General features: G+C 68.2%; 20 protein-coding genes. 14 read left to right on the plus strand and 6 right to left on the minus strand.

Annotated features, from left to right (window positions below; all coding sequences use genetic code 11):
* Positions 1 to 326 precede the first annotated feature (326 nt).
* From EV193_RS05935 to EV193_RS05945, 3 genes are all read right to left on the minus strand, one after another.
* A complete protein-coding gene (locus EV193_RS05935) occupies positions 327 to 734 on the minus strand; it encodes a DUF3224 domain-containing protein (RefSeq protein WP_130342996.1) in 408 nt (135 codons plus the stop codon).
* 250 nt (positions 735 to 984) lie between these two features.
* The gene (locus EV193_RS05940) at positions 985 to 1,437 is read right to left on the minus strand and encodes a MarR family winged helix-turn-helix transcriptional regulator (protein ID WP_130342997.1); all 453 of its coding nucleotides are present in this window, start codon (positions 1,435 to 1,437) and stop codon (positions 985 to 987) included.
* A 38-nt stretch (positions 1,438 to 1,475) separates the two neighbouring features.
* Entirely contained in the window at positions 1,476 to 1,682 is a 207-nt protein-coding gene (locus EV193_RS05945) for a hypothetical protein (protein ID WP_130342998.1), read from the minus strand.
* Between the two features lie 35 nt (positions 1,683 to 1,717).
* Between EV193_RS05945 and EV193_RS33160 the strand changes: the two genes are divergently transcribed.
* Positions 1,718 to 1,891, plus strand: coding sequence for a hypothetical protein (locus tag EV193_RS33160; RefSeq protein WP_165401256.1), 174 nt, complete (start codon positions 1,718 to 1,720; stop codon positions 1,889 to 1,891).
* A 59-nt stretch (positions 1,892 to 1,950) separates the two neighbouring features.
* Here the strand turns inward: EV193_RS33160 and EV193_RS05950 are convergent, their stop codons facing one another.
* On the minus strand, positions 1,951 to 2,694 hold the full coding sequence (locus tag EV193_RS05950; RefSeq protein ID WP_130342999.1) for a S1 family peptidase: 744 nt from the start codon (positions 2,692 to 2,694) through the stop codon (positions 1,951 to 1,953).
* A 187-nt stretch (positions 2,695 to 2,881) separates the two neighbouring features.
* Positions 2,882 to 3,493, minus strand: a complete 612-nt coding sequence (locus EV193_RS05955; protein ID WP_130343000.1) for a TetR/AcrR family transcriptional regulator — start codon at positions 3,491 to 3,493, stop codon at positions 2,882 to 2,884.
* A gap of 108 nt (positions 3,494 to 3,601) precedes the next feature.
* Here EV193_RS05955 and EV193_RS05960 point away from each other — a divergent pair, with 108 nt between their 5' ends.
* The 13 genes from EV193_RS05960 to EV193_RS06020 all read left to right on the plus strand — a co-directional run bounded on the left by EV193_RS05960 (position 3,602) and on the right by EV193_RS06020 (position 17,744).
* Complete coding sequence (locus tag EV193_RS05960; RefSeq protein WP_130343001.1) at positions 3,602 to 4,945, plus strand: cytochrome P450; 1,344 nt, start codon at positions 3,602 to 3,604, stop codon at positions 4,943 to 4,945.
* Positions 4,942 to 5,841 (plus strand): alpha/beta fold hydrolase, encoded by a 900-nt coding sequence (locus EV193_RS05965; RefSeq protein ID WP_130343002.1) that lies wholly within the window; start codon positions 4,942 to 4,944, stop codon positions 5,839 to 5,841. The genes EV193_RS05960 and EV193_RS05965 overlap by 4 nt, the downstream gene beginning before the upstream one ends.
* Entirely contained in the window at positions 5,825 to 6,673 is an 849-nt protein-coding gene (locus tag EV193_RS05970) for an SDR family NAD(P)-dependent oxidoreductase (protein WP_130343003.1), read from the plus strand. Before EV193_RS05965 ends, EV193_RS05970 begins: the two co-directional genes overlap by 17 nt.
* On the plus strand, positions 6,670 to 8,127 hold the full coding sequence (locus EV193_RS05975) for a flavin-containing monooxygenase (protein ID WP_130343004.1): 1,458 nt from the start codon (positions 6,670 to 6,672) through the stop codon (positions 8,125 to 8,127). The genes EV193_RS05970 and EV193_RS05975 overlap by 4 nt, the downstream gene beginning before the upstream one ends.
* A gap of 45 nt (positions 8,128 to 8,172) precedes the next feature.
* A complete protein-coding gene (locus EV193_RS05980; protein WP_130343005.1) occupies positions 8,173 to 9,264 on the plus strand; it encodes a calcium:cation antiporter in 1,092 nt (363 codons plus the stop codon).
* A gap of 39 nt (positions 9,265 to 9,303) precedes the next feature.
* Positions 9,304 to 10,116 (plus strand): NAD-dependent epimerase/dehydratase family protein, encoded by an 813-nt coding sequence (locus EV193_RS05985; protein ID WP_130343006.1) that lies wholly within the window; start codon positions 9,304 to 9,306, stop codon positions 10,114 to 10,116.
* 171 nt (positions 10,117 to 10,287) lie between these two features.
* A complete protein-coding gene (locus EV193_RS05990; protein WP_130343007.1) occupies positions 10,288 to 11,886 on the plus strand; it encodes an AMP-binding protein in 1,599 nt (532 codons plus the stop codon).
* A gap of 4 nt (positions 11,887 to 11,890) precedes the next feature.
* Complete coding sequence (locus EV193_RS05995) at positions 11,891 to 13,123, plus strand: acyl-CoA dehydrogenase family protein (RefSeq protein ID WP_130343008.1); 1,233 nt, start codon at positions 11,891 to 11,893, stop codon at positions 13,121 to 13,123.
* Positions 13,124 to 13,146: 23 nt separating this feature from the next.
* Positions 13,147 to 13,893 carry an enoyl-CoA hydratase/isomerase family protein gene (locus EV193_RS06000; protein WP_130343009.1) on the plus strand — a complete coding sequence of 249 codons (747 nt, stop codon included), beginning with the start codon at positions 13,147 to 13,149 and terminating at the stop codon, positions 13,891 to 13,893.
* A 15-nt stretch (positions 13,894 to 13,908) separates the two neighbouring features.
* Complete coding sequence (locus EV193_RS06005) at positions 13,909 to 14,850, plus strand: VOC family protein (protein ID WP_130343010.1); 942 nt, start codon at positions 13,909 to 13,911, stop codon at positions 14,848 to 14,850.
* Positions 14,850 to 15,881: an acyl-CoA dehydrogenase family protein gene (locus EV193_RS06010; RefSeq protein ID WP_130343011.1), complete on the plus strand. Its 1,032-nt coding sequence runs from the start codon at positions 14,850 to 14,852 to the stop codon at positions 15,879 to 15,881. Before EV193_RS06005 ends, EV193_RS06010 begins: the two co-directional genes overlap by 1 nt.
* Before the next feature lie 7 nt (positions 15,882 to 15,888).
* Entirely contained in the window at positions 15,889 to 16,968 is a 1,080-nt protein-coding gene (locus EV193_RS06015; RefSeq protein WP_130343012.1) for an alpha/beta hydrolase-fold protein, read from the plus strand.
* A 14-nt stretch (positions 16,969 to 16,982) separates the two neighbouring features.
* Entirely contained in the window at positions 16,983 to 17,744 is a 762-nt protein-coding gene (locus tag EV193_RS06020; RefSeq protein WP_130343013.1) for a class I SAM-dependent methyltransferase, read from the plus strand.
* 673 nt (positions 17,745 to 18,417) lie between these two features.
* Here EV193_RS06020 and EV193_RS06025 read toward each other — a convergent pair.
* Complete coding sequence (locus EV193_RS06025; RefSeq protein WP_341273140.1) at positions 18,418 to 19,137, minus strand: tyrosine-protein phosphatase; 720 nt, start codon at positions 19,135 to 19,137, stop codon at positions 18,418 to 18,420.
* Positions 19,138 to 19,147: the final 10 nt, after the last annotated feature.

A 19,147-nucleotide genomic window follows, 5' to 3' on the forward strand; every position in this document is an offset into this window, starting at 1 on the left:
CGGGACGACGTACGGGCCACATCGATTTCCGGCCGGCGTCCTCAGTGAAGAAGACGCCGAGTCACGCCGGCCGGATGCACGCGACGGCCCCGCGTAAGGCGCCTGTAAGCAACAGGCCCCTCACTCAGGTCTTTCGGACGGTCGCTCTATGAGGTGACGCGTGAAGGTGGTTCAGTCAGTAACGAATCGATAACACCGGTTCACAGGGTGAGCCGGGGCCAGGATTCCGTGTCCCGCAACAACTGCCGGTCGTGCGTGGCGATCACGACGGCGGCCGGGGTGGACCCGAGCGCCGCGGTCAGCTCGTTCATCCGAATTCGGCGAGATCACTGCTCGGCCGGAAGCTCGTACTCGAATTCGTAGGTCTGCTGTCCGCCGTCCATTCCCAGCACCAGCTTTCCGCTGATCCCCACCAGTTCCTCGGTGCCACTGTCGGGCACGACCGCCACGTCGACACGCCCGTCGCCGCGGTTGATCGTCGCGTAGTACTGGAGCACGAAGCTGCCGCGTCGGCCCGCGAGCGTTCCGGTGACCCGCTCGAACGCCACGTATCCGCCGGACGCCTCGGCCTGCGTGGAGGTGGCCCTGAGCAGTTCGGCCATGCCGGCGCCGTCCAGGTCGCCCTCGAACCGTTTGACCACGGTCACCCGCGCCAACTCGGCGCCCGCCACGTCGTCGTAGGGCGGCTGCCGGTCGACGGTCGAGGTGATGCGGCCGCGTGCCTGGTGATTCATCGAGTTCTCCTTCACTGAGGTGCTGTGTCGGAACCGTGAAATGCGCGAGTCCCGCGCTGTGCACCGCCGAGTGCCGCGCTGTGCACCCCGCGCCGGTGGATGAGCGCGGAACTCACCGTGTCCGAGCGCGGGACTCGCGGGCGCCGCGACCGTCCTCCGACAGGGTTTAAGTCGGCTATTAAGTCGACTATAACCCTGGCACAGACTTCACCCCGCGAGGGGTGATCAAGGTGCTGTGGCTAGCGCCCGCTCACCAGGCGTCGTCGTCGAAACGCTCGGGCAGGGAGGCCGCCACGAGCAGCGCCTCGTCCAGGGCCTCTCGTTGTGCGCCGGTGAGCGACGCGGTGAGTTCGTCGTCCAGGCCGCCGACGATCACGCGCACCTTGTCCAGGAGTTTCTTGCCTTCGGGCGTCACCTCGAGGCGAGCGGGATGGCCCTGCCCGGCGAGGGTGCGGTGCACGGCGCCCATGGTCTCCAGCCCTCGGACGGTGGCGAGCATGCTCGGCGCGGTCACCCCGGAACGGCGCGCCAGTTCGCTGTAGGACATGTCCGGCCGGCGGTTGAGGTGCCCGAGGGCGCCGAGGTGGCGCATCGTCAGCCCGAGTTCGGCCAACTCGCCCTCGAGGCGCTTCTGCAGCACGCGCCCGGCGCGGATCGCCTGCATCACCGTCGACGCCGACAGTTGGACCTCTTTCTTCGCCATGCGCGCCTCTCCTTGTGAACGGGCACTTAGCCTAACGTTTAGCCTGACGCATGGTCGGACAACATGGCGAGGCGTTCTGTGAAATGAACAGTTAATCGAACGTTCAGACGGCCATTGACGGGGTCTGTCGCCAGAGTTAGCGTGATCGCGTTCATTTTAACGAACAGTGACGCCTCGGTGTTCTCGCCGCCCTGCTCATTCGGCGCACCGGGGCCGTCGCTGACGCAGCCCTGCCCGAAATTCACTGCGTCTCGGCGAAAGCCGATCGGAAAGGCCCGTCATGAGATCCAGAATCCTGCTGCGGTGGTCCAACGTGGACGCGGGCGGCGCGTACACCGCGCGCACGGCGAACCTGTCGCAGTGGGCGGGCAAGACGGTGGCGCTGAGGTTCGTCAGTCGCGAGGACAGCACTTTGCAGACCGATTTCCTGATCGACACCGTGTCGATCGGCTGAGCTGTCGCGCTGAGGGAGCGGGCCGATGGACCCGCTCCCTCAGCGCACATGCCGGTTGATCAGATGCCGGCGACCTGCTTGATCCACGACCGGTACGAGGCGGTTGTGCTGTAGCCGCCCCACTGGTCGTTGGCCGGCTTGTGCCCGATGGCGCACACCCCGGCGTGCACCCACTCGCCGGTGGCGGCGCTCTTCACCAGTGCCGGACCGCCCGAGTCCCCGCCGGCCACGCCGCCGTCCGCGTCGGTGCAGGTGACGTGCACGGCCTGCTCGTCGCAGTTGTACGCGGTGCCGCTGGCCATTTTGAGCCGGCGTGGCAGGGGACCGGTCCAGTCGGCCTTTTCCGAGCCCCAGCCGTAGATCTCGACGGCCTGGCCGTCCCGCATGTCGGCGTCATTGGCGAGTGGCAGAGTTTCGGTTTGGACCGCCCGCTCCAATTCGAGCAGGGCGATGTCGTGGTCCGGCCAGTTGAACTGCGGGTGTTGTACGACCCGCTTGACATTGACGACCGTGCCGCCCTCCGACCGGTCGAGTGATCCGACGCGGACGGAATAGCCGGAACCTTCGACGCAGTGCGCCGCGGTGAGCACCCATGTCGGCGCGACGACCGACGAAGTGCAGGTGAAGCCGCCGCCGCCGTGCAGCGCGGCGATCCAGGGCTTCTGATCGGTGACGGTCTTGCCGCCCACGATGAACGGCTGCACCGCGGGTTCGTCCGCCGCCGCCTGACCGGTGAACGCCAATCCGGCCACGAGGCCGGCGGTGATCATCGTGACGGCCGCGCGTAGCAGGGATTTACGCATGGCTGTTCCCTCATTCTATTCGGGAAATCGATAACGCCTCGTTGTAGCAGCGCTCCACGGCGACAAACAATGACGGATTCGATCCGTACCGCTACCTAATTCACTACGCGTGATACGCAGCGGAAGGCATTACCAGTGAATATCGAAGAGGAAATTCAGACTTTCGGCTCTACCGCGATTCCGGCGGTCAGCGTCGGGGGTCGAGCAGGGCGATCGACGCCCGCATCGCGATCTCGGTGATGTCGCTGACCCGGCCGCCGTCCTCGACCGTGGTCGCGATCAGCTCACGGAGACCGCCGATCAGCAGCAGGATCAGTTGCCTCGGTACCGGCCCGACACCGGCCGAGCGCCACTCGTCGGTGTCGCACAGGGTCTCGATCATGGTGACGAACGCGGCCATTGAGTCGCGCTGCAACTGACGTGCGGCGACACCGAGTGACGGCACGTCCCTGATCCAGCTCACCGTGATCGCCGGCTCGGACTCGGACGCGACGATCCAGGCCTCGACCGCCTGGCGCACCTGGTTCTCCCACGGCGCCGCCGGGTCGACCGACGCGACGATCTCGCGGATCATCTCCGCGTTCTTCTCCGCGAGCAGCGCGACGAAGCAGCGCTCCTTGTCCTCGAAGTGTTCGTAGAAGGTCCGGCGTGAGGTGCGCGCGCGGCCGACGATGTCGGCGACCGTGGTGCTGCGGTACCCGTTGTCCACGATCGCCGAGGCGAGGCCGTCGAGCAGGCGCTGGCGGAACGTGCCGGCGTCCTCCGGCGTGCTCGCCGTTCGCTGCCCCGCGGTCGTCATCGTGTCCACGCTATACCTCGCTGTCGTCCACCCCTTGCCCAGTGATGGTACGCGGGCGTACCGTCCGTTGGTACGTCGATGTACCACTATTTCGGGAGGGTGCGATCAATGACGACGCCAATACTTCCGCCTGGCCCGAAGGTGCCGCGCGCCCTGCAGGGCGCGTACGCGCTGACCCACCCGTTCCGCGGAGTGGACAAGATGCGCGAGAAGTACGGCGGCGCGTTTACCGTCGACATCCCGGTGTTCGGCAAGGCGGTGGTGATCAGCGATCCCGCCGAGATCAAGCAGCTGTTTCAGACCAAGCCCGAGGTTGCCGAGAACATCGAGCCCAACCTGGGCCGGGTGCTCGGCGAGGGCTCGTTCTTCGCTCTCACCGGCGACGCGCACCGCAAGCAGCGCAAGCTCCTCGTCCCGCCGTTCCACGGCCGCAGGCTCACCGCCTACGAGCGGATCGTGGAGGAGGAGACCGTGCGCGAATTCGCGAGCTGGCCGCTCGGGTCGGAGTTCGCGACGCTCCCGTCGATGATGCGGATCACCCTCAACATCATTCTGCGCGCCGTTTTCGGTGCGGAGGGCGCCGAATTCGACCGGCTGCGTGATCTGTTGCCGCGACTGGTCAATCGCGGTTCCAAGCTCGCCGCGCTGCCGTTGCCGGACGTCGGCGGGAAATGGGGACCGTGGGGCCGGTTCCGCACGCTGCGACGCGAATACGACGCCGTGATCGAGCGGCTGATCACCACCGCCGAGCGGGACCCGCGCCTGGACGACCGCGACGACGTGCTCGCCCTGATGCTGCAGAGCCGCTACGACGACGGCTCCCGGATGAGCCACCGGGACATCGCCGACCAACTGCTCACCCTGCTCGCCGCCGGGCACGAGACCACGGCCACCACCCTGGCGTGGGCCGTCGAGCGCCTGCGCCGCCACCCGGCCGTCCTGCGCGATCTGGTCGCCGAGGTCGACGCCGGCGGCAAGGAGCTGCGCGAGGCGACGATCGTGGAGGTGCAGCGGATCCGGCCGGTGATCGACTTCGTGGGCCGCTCGGTGCGCGCGGAGACCATGGAGCTGGGCCGGTGGCGGGTGCCCCGCGGCCACTCGGTGCTCGTCAGCATCAGCCTCATCCACGACGACGACGCGATCTTCCCGAACGCGCGGGCGTTCGACCCTTCACGCTTCCTCGACGCGAAACCCGATCTGTACCAATGGATCCCGTTCGGCGGAGGCAACCGCCGCTGCATCGGTGCGGCGTTCGCGAACATGGAGATGACCATCGTGCTGCGCACCCTGCTCCGCGACTACACACTTGTCCCGACCAGCGAGCGGGACGAGCGCTGGCACTCCCGGGGTGTGGCCAACGCGCCGGCCAAGGGTGGGCTCGCGGTGGTCCACCGCAGGGCGATCAGAACCGGGGCGCAGGCACCCGCGGCCACCGAAGGAGCACTGTCGTGACCGAGCGGATCGTGGACACCGGCCGGGGGATTTCCCTTGCCTACGAGGAGATCGGCGACTCGGGCGGTGTTCCGCTGATCGTCGTCGCCGGGCTGGGACAGCAGTTGCATAGTTGGCCGGCCGAGTTCTGCGAGCGGCTCGCCGAGCGCGGCTACCGGGTGATCCGGTTCGACAACCGCGACGTCGGCGCCTCGACGCACGCGCGGTTCCGCCCGCCGCGCCCGCTGGACCTCCTGCGCCAGCGCTGGCACCCGGACCAGTACGACCTCACCGACATGGCCACCGACACGGTCGGCCTGCTCGATGCGCTCGACATCGACGGCGCGCACCTGGTCGGCGTGTCGATGGGCGGCATGATCGCGCAGACCGTCGCGGCCACCGTTCCCCGGCGCGTGCGCACACTCACCTCGATCATGTCCACCACCGGGTCCCGCCGGATCGGGCGTCCCGCGCTGTCCACCATGCGGCTGATGACCGCCCCTCCGCCGAAGACCAGGGAAGACGCGGTCGACCGCGCCGTGACGATGTTCCGGCACATCGGATCGCACGGTTTCCCGTTCGACGAGGCCGGTGTGCGCGAGCGTGCCGGGCTCGCCTGGGATCGCGATCCGTCGTCGGCCGGAATCGGGCGCCAGCTCGGGGCGATCTTCAGTTCCGGCAACCGAACCAGGACACTCGCCGCGATCACCGCCCCGACGCTGGTGATCCACGGCGACCGGGACCGCATGGTGCACCCGACGGGCGGTGCGGCCACCGCGCGGGCGATCCCCGGTGCCAGGCTGGAGACGGTCACCGGCCTGGGTCACGACCTCCCGGAAGGCGCGTGGCCCAGGCTGATCGACCTGATCGCCACCCACGCCGAAACCACGAGGAGTACCGATGTCCCGACGACCTAGGCTCAGCGGCAACCCGGTCATGATCACCGGCGCGGCGTCGGGCATCGGGCGCGCGCTGGCCACCCGGCTGTCCGCGACCGGCTCCCCGGTGGCCATCGCCGACGTGGACAAGGCGGGGCTGAAACAGACCGAGGCCGCGCTGTCCGGGCGGGTGCTCACCAGGGTGCTCGACGTCAGCGACGCCGAGGACGTGCACCGCTTCGCCGACGAGGTGCGCGACTGGCTGCCCGCGCCGCTCGCCGGGGTGTTCAACAACGCGGGCGTCGCGCTGTCCTCCAGCGTGCTGGACGCGCTGCCCGAGGACGACCAGTGGCTGCACGACATCAACTTCCACGGCGTGGTCAACGGGACGCGGGCCTTCCTGCCGATCCTCGTCGAGCAGGACACCGGCGTCATCGTGAACACCTCCAGCGTGTTCGGGCTGCTCGGCATTCCGCACCAGAGTGCCTACTGCGCGGCGAAGTTCGCGGTGCGCGGCTTCACCGACTCGCTGCGCCAGGAGTTGCGCGGCACCGGGGTCAGCGCGGTGAATCTGCACCCCGGCGGCATCACCACGAACATCGCCCGCAACGCGCGGATGCGCAAGGACCCCGAGGGCCTCGGGCGCACCAAGGAGCAGATGGCCGCCCAGTTCGAGGCCATGACGATGACCTCGCCGGACAAGGCCGCCGAGATCATCCACAAGGGCGTCGAACGTGGGAAGGCCCGCGTGCTCGTCGGCCCGGACGCCTACTTGTTCGACGCGCTCGCGCGGATCGCGCCGACGCACTACTTCACCGTGATCGCGCGCCTGCAGGCGAGGTTGCGCGCCAAGCAGAAGGAGGACGGGTGACCGAGCACCTCGACGTCCTGATCGTCGGCGCCGGGCTGTCCGGCATCGGCGCGGCCCGGCACCTCCAGTCTGAGTTCCCCAAGCGGAGCTACGCGATCCTGGAGGCGCGCGACGCGATCGGCGGGACGTGGGACCTGTTCCGCTATCCGGGCGTGCGGTCAGATTCGGACATGCACACCCTCGGCTACCGGTCCCGCCCGTGGACCAGTGCCAAGTCGATCGCGGACGGGCTGGCGATCCTCGAGTACGTGCGGGACACCGCGACCGAGGCCGGCGTGGACAAGCACATTCGGTTCGGGCACAAGGTGATCCGCGCCGAGTGGTCCACCGGGGACGCGCGCTGGACGGTGCACGCCGAGCACGACGGCGAGCCCGTGCGGCTGACCGCGAGCCTGCTGTACTTGTGCAGCGGCTATTACCACTACGACGGCGGATACCAGCCCGAGTTCGCCGGGATCGAGCGCTTCGGCGGCCAGGTCGTGCACCCGCAGAAATGGCCTGCGGACCTCGACTACACCGGCAAGAAGGTCGTGGTGATCGGCAGCGGCGCGACGGCGGTGACGCTGGTGCCGGCGATGACCGACCGCGCGGCGCACGTGACCATGTTGCAGCGCTCGCCGAGCTACATCATGGCGCTGCCGTCGGAGGACGCGATCGCCAACCGGCTGCGGCGGCTGATCGGCGCGCGCGGCGCGTACTTCCTGACCCGGTGGAAGAACGTGCTCGTGTCGACGCTGCTCTACCAGCTCAGCCGGCGTCGGCCGGAGATGATCAAGGGCATGATCCGCAAGGTCACCGCGAAGCAGCTGCCGCCCGACTACGACCTCGACACCCATTTCGCGCCGCGCTACCAGCCGTGGGACCAGCGGCTGTGCCTGGTGCCGGACGGCGACCTGTTCCGCGTGATCCGCGAGGGCCGGGCGTCGATCGCCACCGACCGGATCGCCGAGTTCACCGAGTCCGGGCTGCGCCTTGAATCGGGTGACACGCTCGACGCCGACGTCGTGGTCACCGCGACCGGGCTGCGCCTGCTGGCCTTCGGCGGGATCGAGCTGACCGTGGACGGGCACGAGATCAAGCTGCCGGAAACGTTGGCGTACAAGGGAATGATGCTTTCCGGTGTGCCGAACTTCGCGTTCACCATCGGCTACACCAACGCGTCGTGGACGCTCAAGGCCGATCTGGTGAGCGAGTACGTGGTGCGGCTGCTGAAGCACATGGACGCCGAGCGCCTCGACCAGTTCGTGCCGGTCAACGACGACCCCGCGATCACCGAACAGCCGCTGCTGGACTTCCAGGCCGGATACGTGCAGCGCTCGATCCACGAGTTCCCGAAGGCGGGCTCGCGGCGGCCGTGGCAGCTCGGTATGAGCTACGCGCACGACGTGGTGGGCCTGCGGTACGGGCGGGTCGACGACGGCACCATGCGCTTCTCGCGCGCCGGAGCACGCTGACCGCCACATCGATCACCCTGGCGGCACTTGTGTCAGGGTGATCGTATGAGTGTTCGCTGGTCAGCCTGGACCACCGTCCTGCCGGTACTCGGCGTGCTGGTGCTCGCGGCGACGTGGAAGGTCGACCTGCCGACCGTGCTGGTCGCGCTGGTGGCCGCCGTGCTGATCGGGACCGTGCTGGCCGCGGTGCACCACGCGGAGGTGGTAGCGCACCGGGTCGGCGAGCCGTTCGGATCACTCGTGCTCGCGGTGGCGGTCACCGTGATCGAGGTCGCGCTGATCGTCACGGTGATGGCCTCGGGCGGGCCGGAATCCGCCTCACTGGCCCGGGACACCGTGTTCGCCGCGGTGATGATCACCACGAACGGCATCGTCGGGATCTCGCTGCTGGTCGGCGCCCGGCGCTACGGCGTGACGCTGTTCAACGCCGAGGGCAGTGGCGCGGCGCTGGCCACCGTCACCACGCTCGCCACCCTGAGCCTGGTGCTGCCGACGTTCACCACGAGCCAGCCCGGCCCGGAGTTCTCCCCGTCCCAGTTGACCTTCGCGGCACTGGCGTCGCTGGTGCTCTACGGCGCGTTCGTGATCAACCAGACCGTGCGGCACCGCGACTTCTTCCTACCGGTGGACGACGGCGGGGAGGACGGGGACGACGAGAACGCGCACGCCGAGCCGCCGAGCGGGCGCGCCGCGAAGATCAGCCTCGGCCTGCTGATGCTGTCGCTGGTCGCGGTCGTCGGCCTGGCCAAGGTGGAGTCGCCGGCCATCGAGTCGGCGGTCGACGCTGCCGGGTTCCCGCCGTCGTTCGTCGGCGTGGTGATCGCGCTGCTGGTGCTGATGCCGGAGAGCATCGCAGCCGTCCGCGCGGCTCGTCGCAAGCGGCTCCAGATCAGCCTGAACCTCGGTTACGGATCGGCGATCGCGAGCATCGGCCTCACGATTCCGGCGATCGCGCTGGCGTCGATCTGGTTGGACGGGCCGCTGATCCTCGGCCTCGGCCCGACTCACATGGTGCTGCTGGCCCTCACGGTCGTGGTGAGCATGCTGACCGTGGTGCCCGGCCGGGCGACGCGACTGCAGGGCAGCGTGCACCTCGTGCTGATGGCGGCGTTCCTGTTCCTCGCGATCAACCCGTGAATCCGTCCACATGAGACTTGCGAGATCGGGGAATCCACTGTGGGACACCGTGTTCTGATCACCGGAGCGGCCGGAATCGTCGGCACGATGATGCGGCCGCGGTTGCGCGGAGCCGACCGGGTGCTGCGGTTGCTGGACGTCGCCCCGCTGCGGGCCGACGACGGCGAGGAGGTGATCACCGGATCGGTCACCGACCCCGAGGTGATGGCGCGCGCCTGCGACGGCGTGGACGCGGTGATCCACCTCGGCGGGCTGAGCCGGGAGAACACCTGGGCGGACACCGTCGAGATCAACATCAACGGCACGCACACCGTGCTCGAAGCCGCCCGTGCCGCCGGCATCGGGCGGGTCGTGCTCGCCTCCAGCAATCACGCCGTGGGATTCCGGCGCGTCGACGAGGCCGGCGAGCACGGCATACCCGCCGGCGCCAGCCCTCGGCCGGATACCTACTACGGCGTCAGCAAGGTCGCCATCGAGGCGCTCGGCAGCCTGTACCACTCCCGGTTCGGCATGGACGTGATCGTCATCCGGATCGGCTCGTGCTTCGAGACCCCTCGGCCGCTCGGCCGGCGCGGGTTGATCACCTGGCTGTCCCCGGACGACGCGGCGCGTCTGTTCGAAGCGTGCCTCGCGCACCCGTCGCCCGGCTATCGGATCGTCTGGGGCGTGTCGGACAACACCCGACGGATCTACTCGCTCGCCGAGGCGCGCGCGTTGGGCTACGAGCCCCGCGACAACGCCGAGGTCTACGCCGAGGAGTTGGAGCGCCTGCCCGCGCCCACCGCCGTCGAGGCGGAGCACGTCGGCGGCGGCTTCTGTACCGCACCGCTTGGGCAGCACAACGCTCTGTGATGGTCAACTCTCTTCCTCACCCCGTCGATGGCCTGCCTGACCTGGGCGTTTGCGCATCCGGGCGGTTGGGTACCGCTCAGTGGGGGTAGCCACGAAGGGGTGACTCGTGCTCGTATGGATGGCGCGGAACCCGCTTCGAAGGGCCTTCGGGAAGCCATACGGAGGGTGTGGATGCGCAGCGAGACGCTGGAGGATCTGGTCGTCGGAGACATTCTCCGAGAACGTGCGAGAACGCACCGTGCCGAGGTGTTTCTCAAGTTTCACGAGGGCGAACTCGGCTACGGCGAGGTCGACCAGATGGCCGACCGGGTGGCCACCGGTCTCGCCGCGCAGGGGATCGGCACCGGCCAGCACGTCGCCGTGATGTTGCCGAACTGCGCCGATTTCCTGTTCACGATCTTCGCGCTGTCCCGCCTCGGCGCGGTCGCCGTGCCGGTGAACACCGCGCACCAGGGCGAGCTGCTCCGGCACGTGCTGGCCAGCTCCGACTCCTCGACGCTGATCATCGACGCGGCCTACGCCGAGCGCGTCGTGCCGCTGACCGACCGCCTGCCCGGCCTCGGCAGGGTGATCGTGCGCGGTGGGGTGGACCGTCCACTGGGCAAGCCGACGCTGCCGTTCGCAGCACTGCTGGCCTACGGCGCCGAGCAGGTGCGCGGCGCCGTGGAGTTCTCCGACTTACAGGCGATCATGTACACCTCGGGCACCACGGGCCCGTCCAAGGGCGCGATGTGCTCCCACGCCCTCGCGCTGACCTGCGCGATCGACTCGCTGGACTACCTGGACCGCTGGGGCAAGACGATCTACTGCCCGCTGCCGCTGTTCCACGCCGCCGGATTGTGGGACGGCGTGTTCGCGGCGATGCTCGGCGGCGGCTCGATCGCGGTGGTCGAGCGGTTCCGCGCGTCGCGGTTCTGGGACGACGTGCGCGCGTTCGACGCCAAGGTGTGCATGAGCGTGTTCTCGATGATCCCGATCCTGCTCAACCGGCCGGCGACGCCGAGGGACAAGGACCATCCGCTGGAGACGTTCTACATGGGCAAGTCCGTCCTGGACGCCCCGCTGATGGAGCGGTTCGGCGTGCGCTCGGCGGAGACCTACACCAGCACCGAAGCCGGCATCGTCACCGGCAGCCCGTACGGCCAGTGGCGGCACGGGTCCTGCGGCACGCCGAACGACCGGCGGTTCGACGTCGCCGTGGTGGACGAGCACGACAACCTGCTCGGACCCGGCGAGCCCGGTGAGCTGGTGGTCCGCCCCAAGCAGCCGTACGTGATCACCACTGGCTACTACGGCGCGCCGGAGGCGACCGCGGAGGCGTTCCGCAACCTCTGGTACCACACCGGGGATCGCGGATACCGGGACGAGGACGGCTACTACTTCTTCCTTGACCGGATGAAGGACGCGATTCGGCGCCGCGGCGAGAACATCTCCGCGTTCGACCTGGAGTGCGAGGTGAACCTGCACCCGGACGTGCTGGAGTGCGCGGCCACCGGCGTGCCGTCGGAGCTGGAGGACGAGGACGTCAAGCTGACGGTCGTGCTGCGGGAGGGGACCACGCTGGCGCCGGAGGAACTGGTCGCGTTCTGTGAGGAGCGGCTGCCGCGGTTCATGGTGCCGAGGTACGTCGAGTACGTGGACGCCTTACCCCGGACACCGACGGACAAGGTCGCCAAGTACAAGTTGAAGGAGCAGGGCGACCACGGCCTCACCGAGACGACCTGGGACCGTGAGGCGGGCCAGAACCGCCAGACGGAAAGGACGGCGTGACCGCGTGAACTGGGAGGACTCGCCAGAGGAGGCGGCGTTCCGGCGGGAGGTTCGGGCGTTCATCGGCGAACACTTTCCCGCCGACTACGTCCCCGACCACGACGACGAGCACTCGATGGAGCCGGAGGACGTCTGGGGCTACAACTGGCCCGTCGACCGGGTTTCCGACGATCCGGCTCGCCGCGACGGCGCGCGCAAGTGGGCGAAAGCGTTGGCGGACAAGGGATGGATCACTCCGCACTGGCCCACGGAGTACGGCGGCGCCGGCCTGTCGGCGCTGCTGGAGTTCGTGCTGCAGGAAGAGATGATGCGCGCGCGGGTGCCCACCGTGAACGGCATCGGCGCGTTCCTGCTCGGCCCGACGCTGCTGGCGCACGGCACCGACGAGCAGAAGGCCGAGCACCTGCCGAGGATCGCGCGCGGCGAGGCGACCTGGGCGCAGGGCTTCTCCGAACCCGGCGCCGGATCGGACCTCGCGAGCCTGCGCACCCGCGCGGTGCGCGACGGGGACGACTACGTGGTGACCGGCCAGAAGGTGTGGACCTCACTCGGCCAGTACGCCGACTGGTTGTTCGTGCTGGTGCGCACCGACCCGGAGGCGCCCAAGCACAAGGGCATCACGTTCCTGGTGCTGGACGCGAAGACCGAGGGCGTGACCGTCCGCCCGATCACCGACATTCGCGGCTCGGCCCCGTTCGCGGAGATCTTCCTGGACGAGGTGCGGGTGCCGGTGGCCAACCGCGTCGGCGAGGAGAACAAGGGCTGGTACGTCGCGATGGACGCGCTGTCGTTCGAGCGCGCGGGCATCGGGGCGTGCGTGAAGATGGAGCAGGCGCTCGCCGACCTGGTGACCTACCTGCGTTCGGAGGAGGGCAAGCGCTTCGTCCGCGCCGACCGCGGCGCGCTTCGGCACGAGATCGCGCGCCGGTACACCGAGATCAGGGTGGCCTACAACCTCGCCAGGTACACGGTTTCCGTGCAGGCCGGCGGCGGCGTGCCCGGATACGAGGCGTCGGTGAACCAGATGTACGGCGCCGAACTGCTGCAACGGCTGGCGCGCACCGGCGCGTCCGCGTTCGGCCCGTTCTCCCAGCTGTGGCAACGCGACGGCGCGCCGCTGCACGCGACGTACGCGCATCTGCGGGCGGACGCGGTCGCGGCTACGTTCCTTGGTGGGACGACGGAGATCCAGCGCAACGTGATCGCCACCCGTGGACTTGGCCTGCCCCGTAAGTAGCGGAAGAGAAAGAGAAGGAGCACATGTACGAGACCCTTGACGTACAGATCAAAGACCGAGTCGCCTGGCTGACGCTCAACCGCCCGGACAAGCTGAACGCGCTGACTCCGGGCACCATGGAGGAGCTTCGCCGGGCGTTCACCGAGATCGATGACGACGAGGACGTCTGCGTTGCCGTGCTCAGAGGCGCGGGGGAGAGGGCCTTCTGCGCCGGGATGGACCTGGACTGGTCCGAGGGGCTGACCAAGAAGGACCGGATCGAGCAGGGCCGGCTCGGCGAGAAGACGTTCGCGATGATGTCGCGGCTGTCCATTCCGGTCTTCGCCGCGGTGCACGGCTACGCCGTGGGCGGCGGGCTGGAGCTGGCGCTGGGCGCGGACTTCATCGTGGCGCACGAGAACGCGAAGATGGGGCTGGTGGAGATCACCCTGTCCGCGAAGCCGCCGTACCAGCCGAAGTTCATGGACGGCAAGGAGGACCCGGACCAGCCCGAGTTCGGCGGGTCCGCGCCCGGCTGGGGCGGGGTGAAGCGGCTGCCGCAGCGGATCGGCAAGGCCCGCGCGATGGAGATGCTGTTCACCGGCGTGCGGCTGGACGCCGAGCGCGCGCTGAAACTGGGTCTGATCAACGACATCTACGCCGCCGACGAGTTCGACTCGCGGGTGGAGGAGCTGGCAACGCGGATCGCCGCGATGAACCGGTACAACCTGCGCCTGGTCAAGGAACTCGTGCAGAGCGGCTATGACTGGATCGAACCCCACCCATCCTGAGGAAGGAGTCACTCCATGCGGATCTATCGGATCGACCACGTCGCACAGGTGACGCCCGACCTGGACGGCCAGGTTTCCTTGCTGCGCAACGTCTTCGGGTTCCGGCCGACGAGTCGCTGGGACAACCCGGAGCAGGGTGTCAAGGGCGTGCGGCTCGCCGTGCCCGGCAGTTGGGGTCAGGACTGGGTGGTGCTCGCCCCGTCCGGCGAGAACTCGCCGTTGCAGTCCACTTTGGACGAACAGAAGGGCAGGCCGGGGTTCCACCACGTCGGCGCCGAGGTGCCCGATCTGGACGCGGTGCGCGCCGAGCTGGACAAGCGCGGGCTGTCCTATGTGGACTCCGGGCACGGCTGGATCGAGACGTCGCTGACCCCGCCGGAGCACGGGCCTGGGGTGCGCTTTCGGTTGCGCGGCATCGGAAGTCTGGCGCTCGCCGGTGACGAGAACGCGGTGCCGGTCAGCGATTCTGATGTGTCCGAAGTGGACGGTCCGGCGGTCGGGATCGTCACCATGGATCACATCTGCCAGGCCTACCCGGACCGTGAGGCGCTCGCCCAGTGGTACGCGGACCTGGCCGGGTTCCTGCCGATCTGGAAGACGCCGATCGACGAGCTGCCCGACATGGCCGACCTGGTGCTGAACATTCCAGGGTCCTCGGTGTGCTGGGAGATCATCATGCCGCGCGGTGAGGACTCGTTCATCGACCGGTTCCTGGCCAAGAACGGCACGGCGGTGCACCACATCACGTTCCAGGTCGCCGACTGGGACGCGGCGCGCGCTGCCCTTGCCCAGCACGGGATCGAGCCGTTCGACGACGAGGAGGGTGTCACCGACGGCGCGGCCTGGAAGCACACGTTCGTGCACCCGAAGCAGACCGGCGGTGTGCTGGTGCAGCTGTTCTGGGAGGAGAAGCCGGGCGTGTGGGTCCGGTCCGACAAGATCCCGGTGGACGCCTAGTGGACCTCACACTCACCGAGGACCAACAGCTGGTCCAATCCACGGCACGGGAGTTCCTCGCCGGGCGCGCCGGCGCGGACGGATCCGAGCTGTGGAAGGAGATCGTCGACCTCGGCTGGACCGGGCTGGCGCTGCCGGAGGACTCCGGCGGCGTCGGCTCGGACTTCCTGGACGTGTGCCTGCTCGCCGAGGAGTTGGGTCGCGCCGGGGTGGCCACGCCGTTCACGCCGACCGTCGCGGCCGCGCTGGCGATCGCTGAATTCGGTACCCCGCAACAGAAGCAGGACGTGCTGCCGGCGATCGTGGAAGGCCGGACGATCGCCCTCGCGCGCGGGCACTGGGGTGCCGAGGGGTCCGACCTGACCGCGACACCGGCCGGCGACGGGTACACGGTGGACGGTCGTGCGCTGTTCGTTCCGTTCGCCGGCGAGGCTGCCGAGCTGCTGGTGATCGCCGGCACGGTGGTTGCTCTGGTCGACGTCAGCACGCCGGGGATCACCCGCGAGCGCCTCGACGTGGTCGGCAACGAGCCAATGTACTCGGTCACGTTCGACGGTGTTTCCGTTGCGGCACAACGGGTTCTCGCCGACGGTGTGGACGCGGTGACGGCGTACGCCACCGTGCTCACTTGCGCGGAGATGGTCGGCGGCGCGCAGGCCGTGCTGGACATGACGGTGGACTACGCCACGCAGCGCCGCCAGTTCGACAAGCCGATCGGCACGTTCCAGGCGGTGCAGCACCACTGCGCGAACATGGCGATCGACGTGTTGGGCTCGCGGTTCGCCACCTACGAGGCGGCGTGGAAACTCGACACCGGGCAAGATGCCGGCACCGAGATCAACACGGCGAAGGCATTCGTCAGCGACGCCTACGAGCGGGTGTGCGCGCTCGGCCACCAGGTGCACGGTGCCATCGGGTTCACCGCCGAGCACGAGCTGCACCGGTATCTTCGACATGCCACGGCCGCCGCGCTCAACCACGGCGACGCCGATTTCCATCTCGACCAGCTCGCCACCCGGCTGGGTTTGTAGGAGCACGATGCGGGAACCTTTTTCGCGGTTCGGCCTGTCGGCGGAACCGGGAAGTGATGAATTCTGGAATGCCGTGCACGGGCCGGTGCCGGTTCCCGATTCCGACGGCTGGTCGACGTTGTTTCTGTGGCGCGGATCACCGGCCACGCTGTGGTTCGAGTCCTGGTCGGACACGATAAAACTCCGGCAATGGGAAGATTCGGACTGCTGGTACGCGGAAGTGCCGATGCCCGCGCGATTGCGGGTGACCTACCAGTACCGGACCGACGACGGCCACGACGCCGACCCGTTGAACCCGGCCGCCGCCGGGATCGACCGTTCGATCTTCGCCACGCCCGACGCGCAGGAGCAGCCGCACTGGCCGGTGGTCGGGCCGGACGACGTGCTTCCCTTGCCACGGACCAGAATTCGCTGGATCAGCACCCTGTTTGGTGGTCGCCGCACCGTCCGCGTCCACCAGCCGGACGGCGCCGGTCCGCATCCGACCGTGCTCCTGCTGGACGGCGACGACTGGATGCACGTGCACCCGGCGATGACCGCGTTCGAATCGGCCGTGACCGCCGGAGAAATGCCGCCCGCGACGCTCGTTTTCCTGCCCACCCCGAACTCTCGCGAGGCAGAATTCGCGTGCAACCCGACATTGTGGAAAGCGATTCGCGACGAGCTGATGCCGCTTCTGTCGGAAAACGGCGTGGCGATCGATCGGGAAAAGCTGGTGGTCGCCGGCCAGAGTTACGGCGGGCTCAGCGCGTTCTATGCCGCACTGGAATTCCCGGACCTCGTTTCCCGCGTCGCCTGCCAGTCGGGTTCGTTCTGGTGGCGAGCGAATCGCCAGGACGACTCATTCGACGGCCCACTCGGCGGTGACATCGCCGAGCGCCTCACGAAGGTGGACCTGTCCCGGCTGCGCGTCGCCTTCGATGTGGGGGAGCACGAGACCGAGATGCTGCCGCACTGCGAACTCGTCGAGAAGCTGACCGAAGAGGCGGGTGCCACCGTGCGCGTGTCCCGATCGACCTCGGCCCACGACCGCGCCGGCTGGCGGCACCCACTCGTCCGCGACGTCGCCTGGGCGCTGCGGGACTGACAGTTGGAGGCGGCATGGAGAAGATCGACTACGACGCACGGCTGCACGCGGTTTACACCGCCGGCCGGCGGATGTCGCCCGACGCACTACGAACCTGGATGGAGGCGTTCGCCCGCCACCTGCCGCAGTCACGACCACTGGCCTGGCTCGACCTGGGCTCGGGTGCCGGCCGGCTGACCCCCTCGTTGGCGAATGCGTTCGGCGGCCCTGTGCACGGGGTCGAGCCGTCGGACAAGATGCGTGCTCGAGCCCTTGCCGAAGCCGGCCATCCCGACGTCACGTATTCGGCCGGGTCCGCCGAGCACATTCCGTTGCCGGATGCCTCGTGCGACGCGGCGTTGCTGTTCTTCGTCTGGCACCACGTAGCCGATCACGAGCGCGCCGCTCAGGAATTGCGCCGGGTCGTCAAGCCAGGCGGCACGCTGCTCGTGCAGGTCAACTTTTCCGACCGGATGCCGGACACCTGGTGGTTCCGGGTCGTGCCCGAATGGAAGAAGGTCGACACGGCGCAGTTCCGGTCCCAGGACGAGGTGATAGCCGACTTCGCCGGCGCCGGGTGGACGCTCGCCTCTCGTGACGAAGTCACCTGGCCTCGTTCGGCGAGCTTGGCCGAGGATCTCGAGCGGCTGAAGCTGCGTGCCGTCTCGCTCTTCGAGCACATGAGCGAGGAGGCCGTCGAAGAGGGCTTCGCCCGGATCGAGGCGGCGCTGCCCTCACTCGACGACGGACCGCAATACGAGACCAACCACCTGCTCGTCTTCCAGAACGGTGCTTAAATCGACCACTAAGCCACTGCTAACAACTGCCAGACCTCAGGATCCACAGATAGAATCTCCAGTCGCTGGGAAATTCACGCCTAACCGTTCCCCTGGGTGGCGCACACGCATTACTGTGCCAGGTGACCTCACCGGTATGGACATTCCGAACGTACAGCTCCAGGGGGATGTTTCTTCCGCAAGATCTGTTAAAAAGCGTTGCCCAGCCGATGCCGCTGTCCCAATTAGTGCAGCCAGGCCATGCATCAGAAGCATCTGCCAACCCGTTGACAGGACCGGTTGCGGTGTCCGCGCCTGCTGGAGAAACATTGAGTCCTACCAGCAGCGCTACACCCGCTAGTGTGGACGTAGCCACTCTCATCAAATTTCTCATCGTAATACCATCGCTTCCGATTTCGGTCGCGGCCCTGGTGCGGCATCCACCCCCTGGCCGCAAAACGTCTTACCCCTGAACATGCTCACACAGCCCCCTTGCAAAAAGCTTGTGGCGCTGGTCCGGACCAAGCTTGGCCGCCAGTTGGCAGGGCACAGTTGGTCTGCACCTTCAATCCGGCAAGGGCCTCGGCGCTGACCGTGGCCGCCGTTCTGCCACACGGTCGATACCAACTGAACTCCAGGCAGGGCGGGCTGGTGATGATCACGATGGTGGTTCTGCCGGTGCGCAGCTTGTGGTTCAGGTAGTCAAGCGGGTCCGCAGGGCGGCGAGTTCAGTGTCGGACAGACCGTTCTCGAGGAGGAAGTCGGGCATCGTCAGCGATGCGATCGTCGAGGTCAGCGACGCCTCGATGGTGGTGTTGTGCTTCGCGACGATCTCGCTCACCGCGGCGAGTTGGTCGCGGAAGCCGAGTTCGTCGTACCGTTGTTTCATCCGGTCGTAGGTCAGCAGATAGTCGGCGATGATCTCTTCCGACGTCGCTCCGGCCAGCGTAAGCAACACCAAGGCGAGTAGCCCGGTTCGGTCTTTGCCGCCGGCGCAGTGGAATACGACGCATCCCGGCGCGGCGGTGGCGATAGCCCGGAGGGCGATGACCACCGGCTCCGGGTGCTCGGCCAGCATCTCCGGGAAGTACAGCGGCGAGGCCAGGTTGTCGATCTTTTCCCAGTGCTCGTAGAACGGCGTGCCGATTGGATCCAGCGGTACCCGCACGGTCGTGATCCCCGCAGGTCTCGGCGCGCGGTCCTGCCCGCACTCGTCAGCGTGGCGCAGATCGATGACGGTGCGGACCCCGTACGCCCAGGCCGCCGCCCACCCAGCCTCGCTCAAGCGCGCTGGCGCCTCCATCCGGACCACCGCACCCAGTCGGACCCGCCCCAGCCCGCCCAGATCACGAACGTTGACGCATCCGTCCCATGCAAGCTCTCTGCCACCAGCCACATCCACCAGACGCGGCACCCCGCTCCCG

It is taken from the genome of Herbihabitans rhizosphaerae, from assembly GCF_004216555.1.
Taxonomy (GTDB): Bacteria; Actinomycetota; Actinomycetes; order Mycobacteriales; family Pseudonocardiaceae; genus Herbihabitans; species Herbihabitans rhizosphaerae.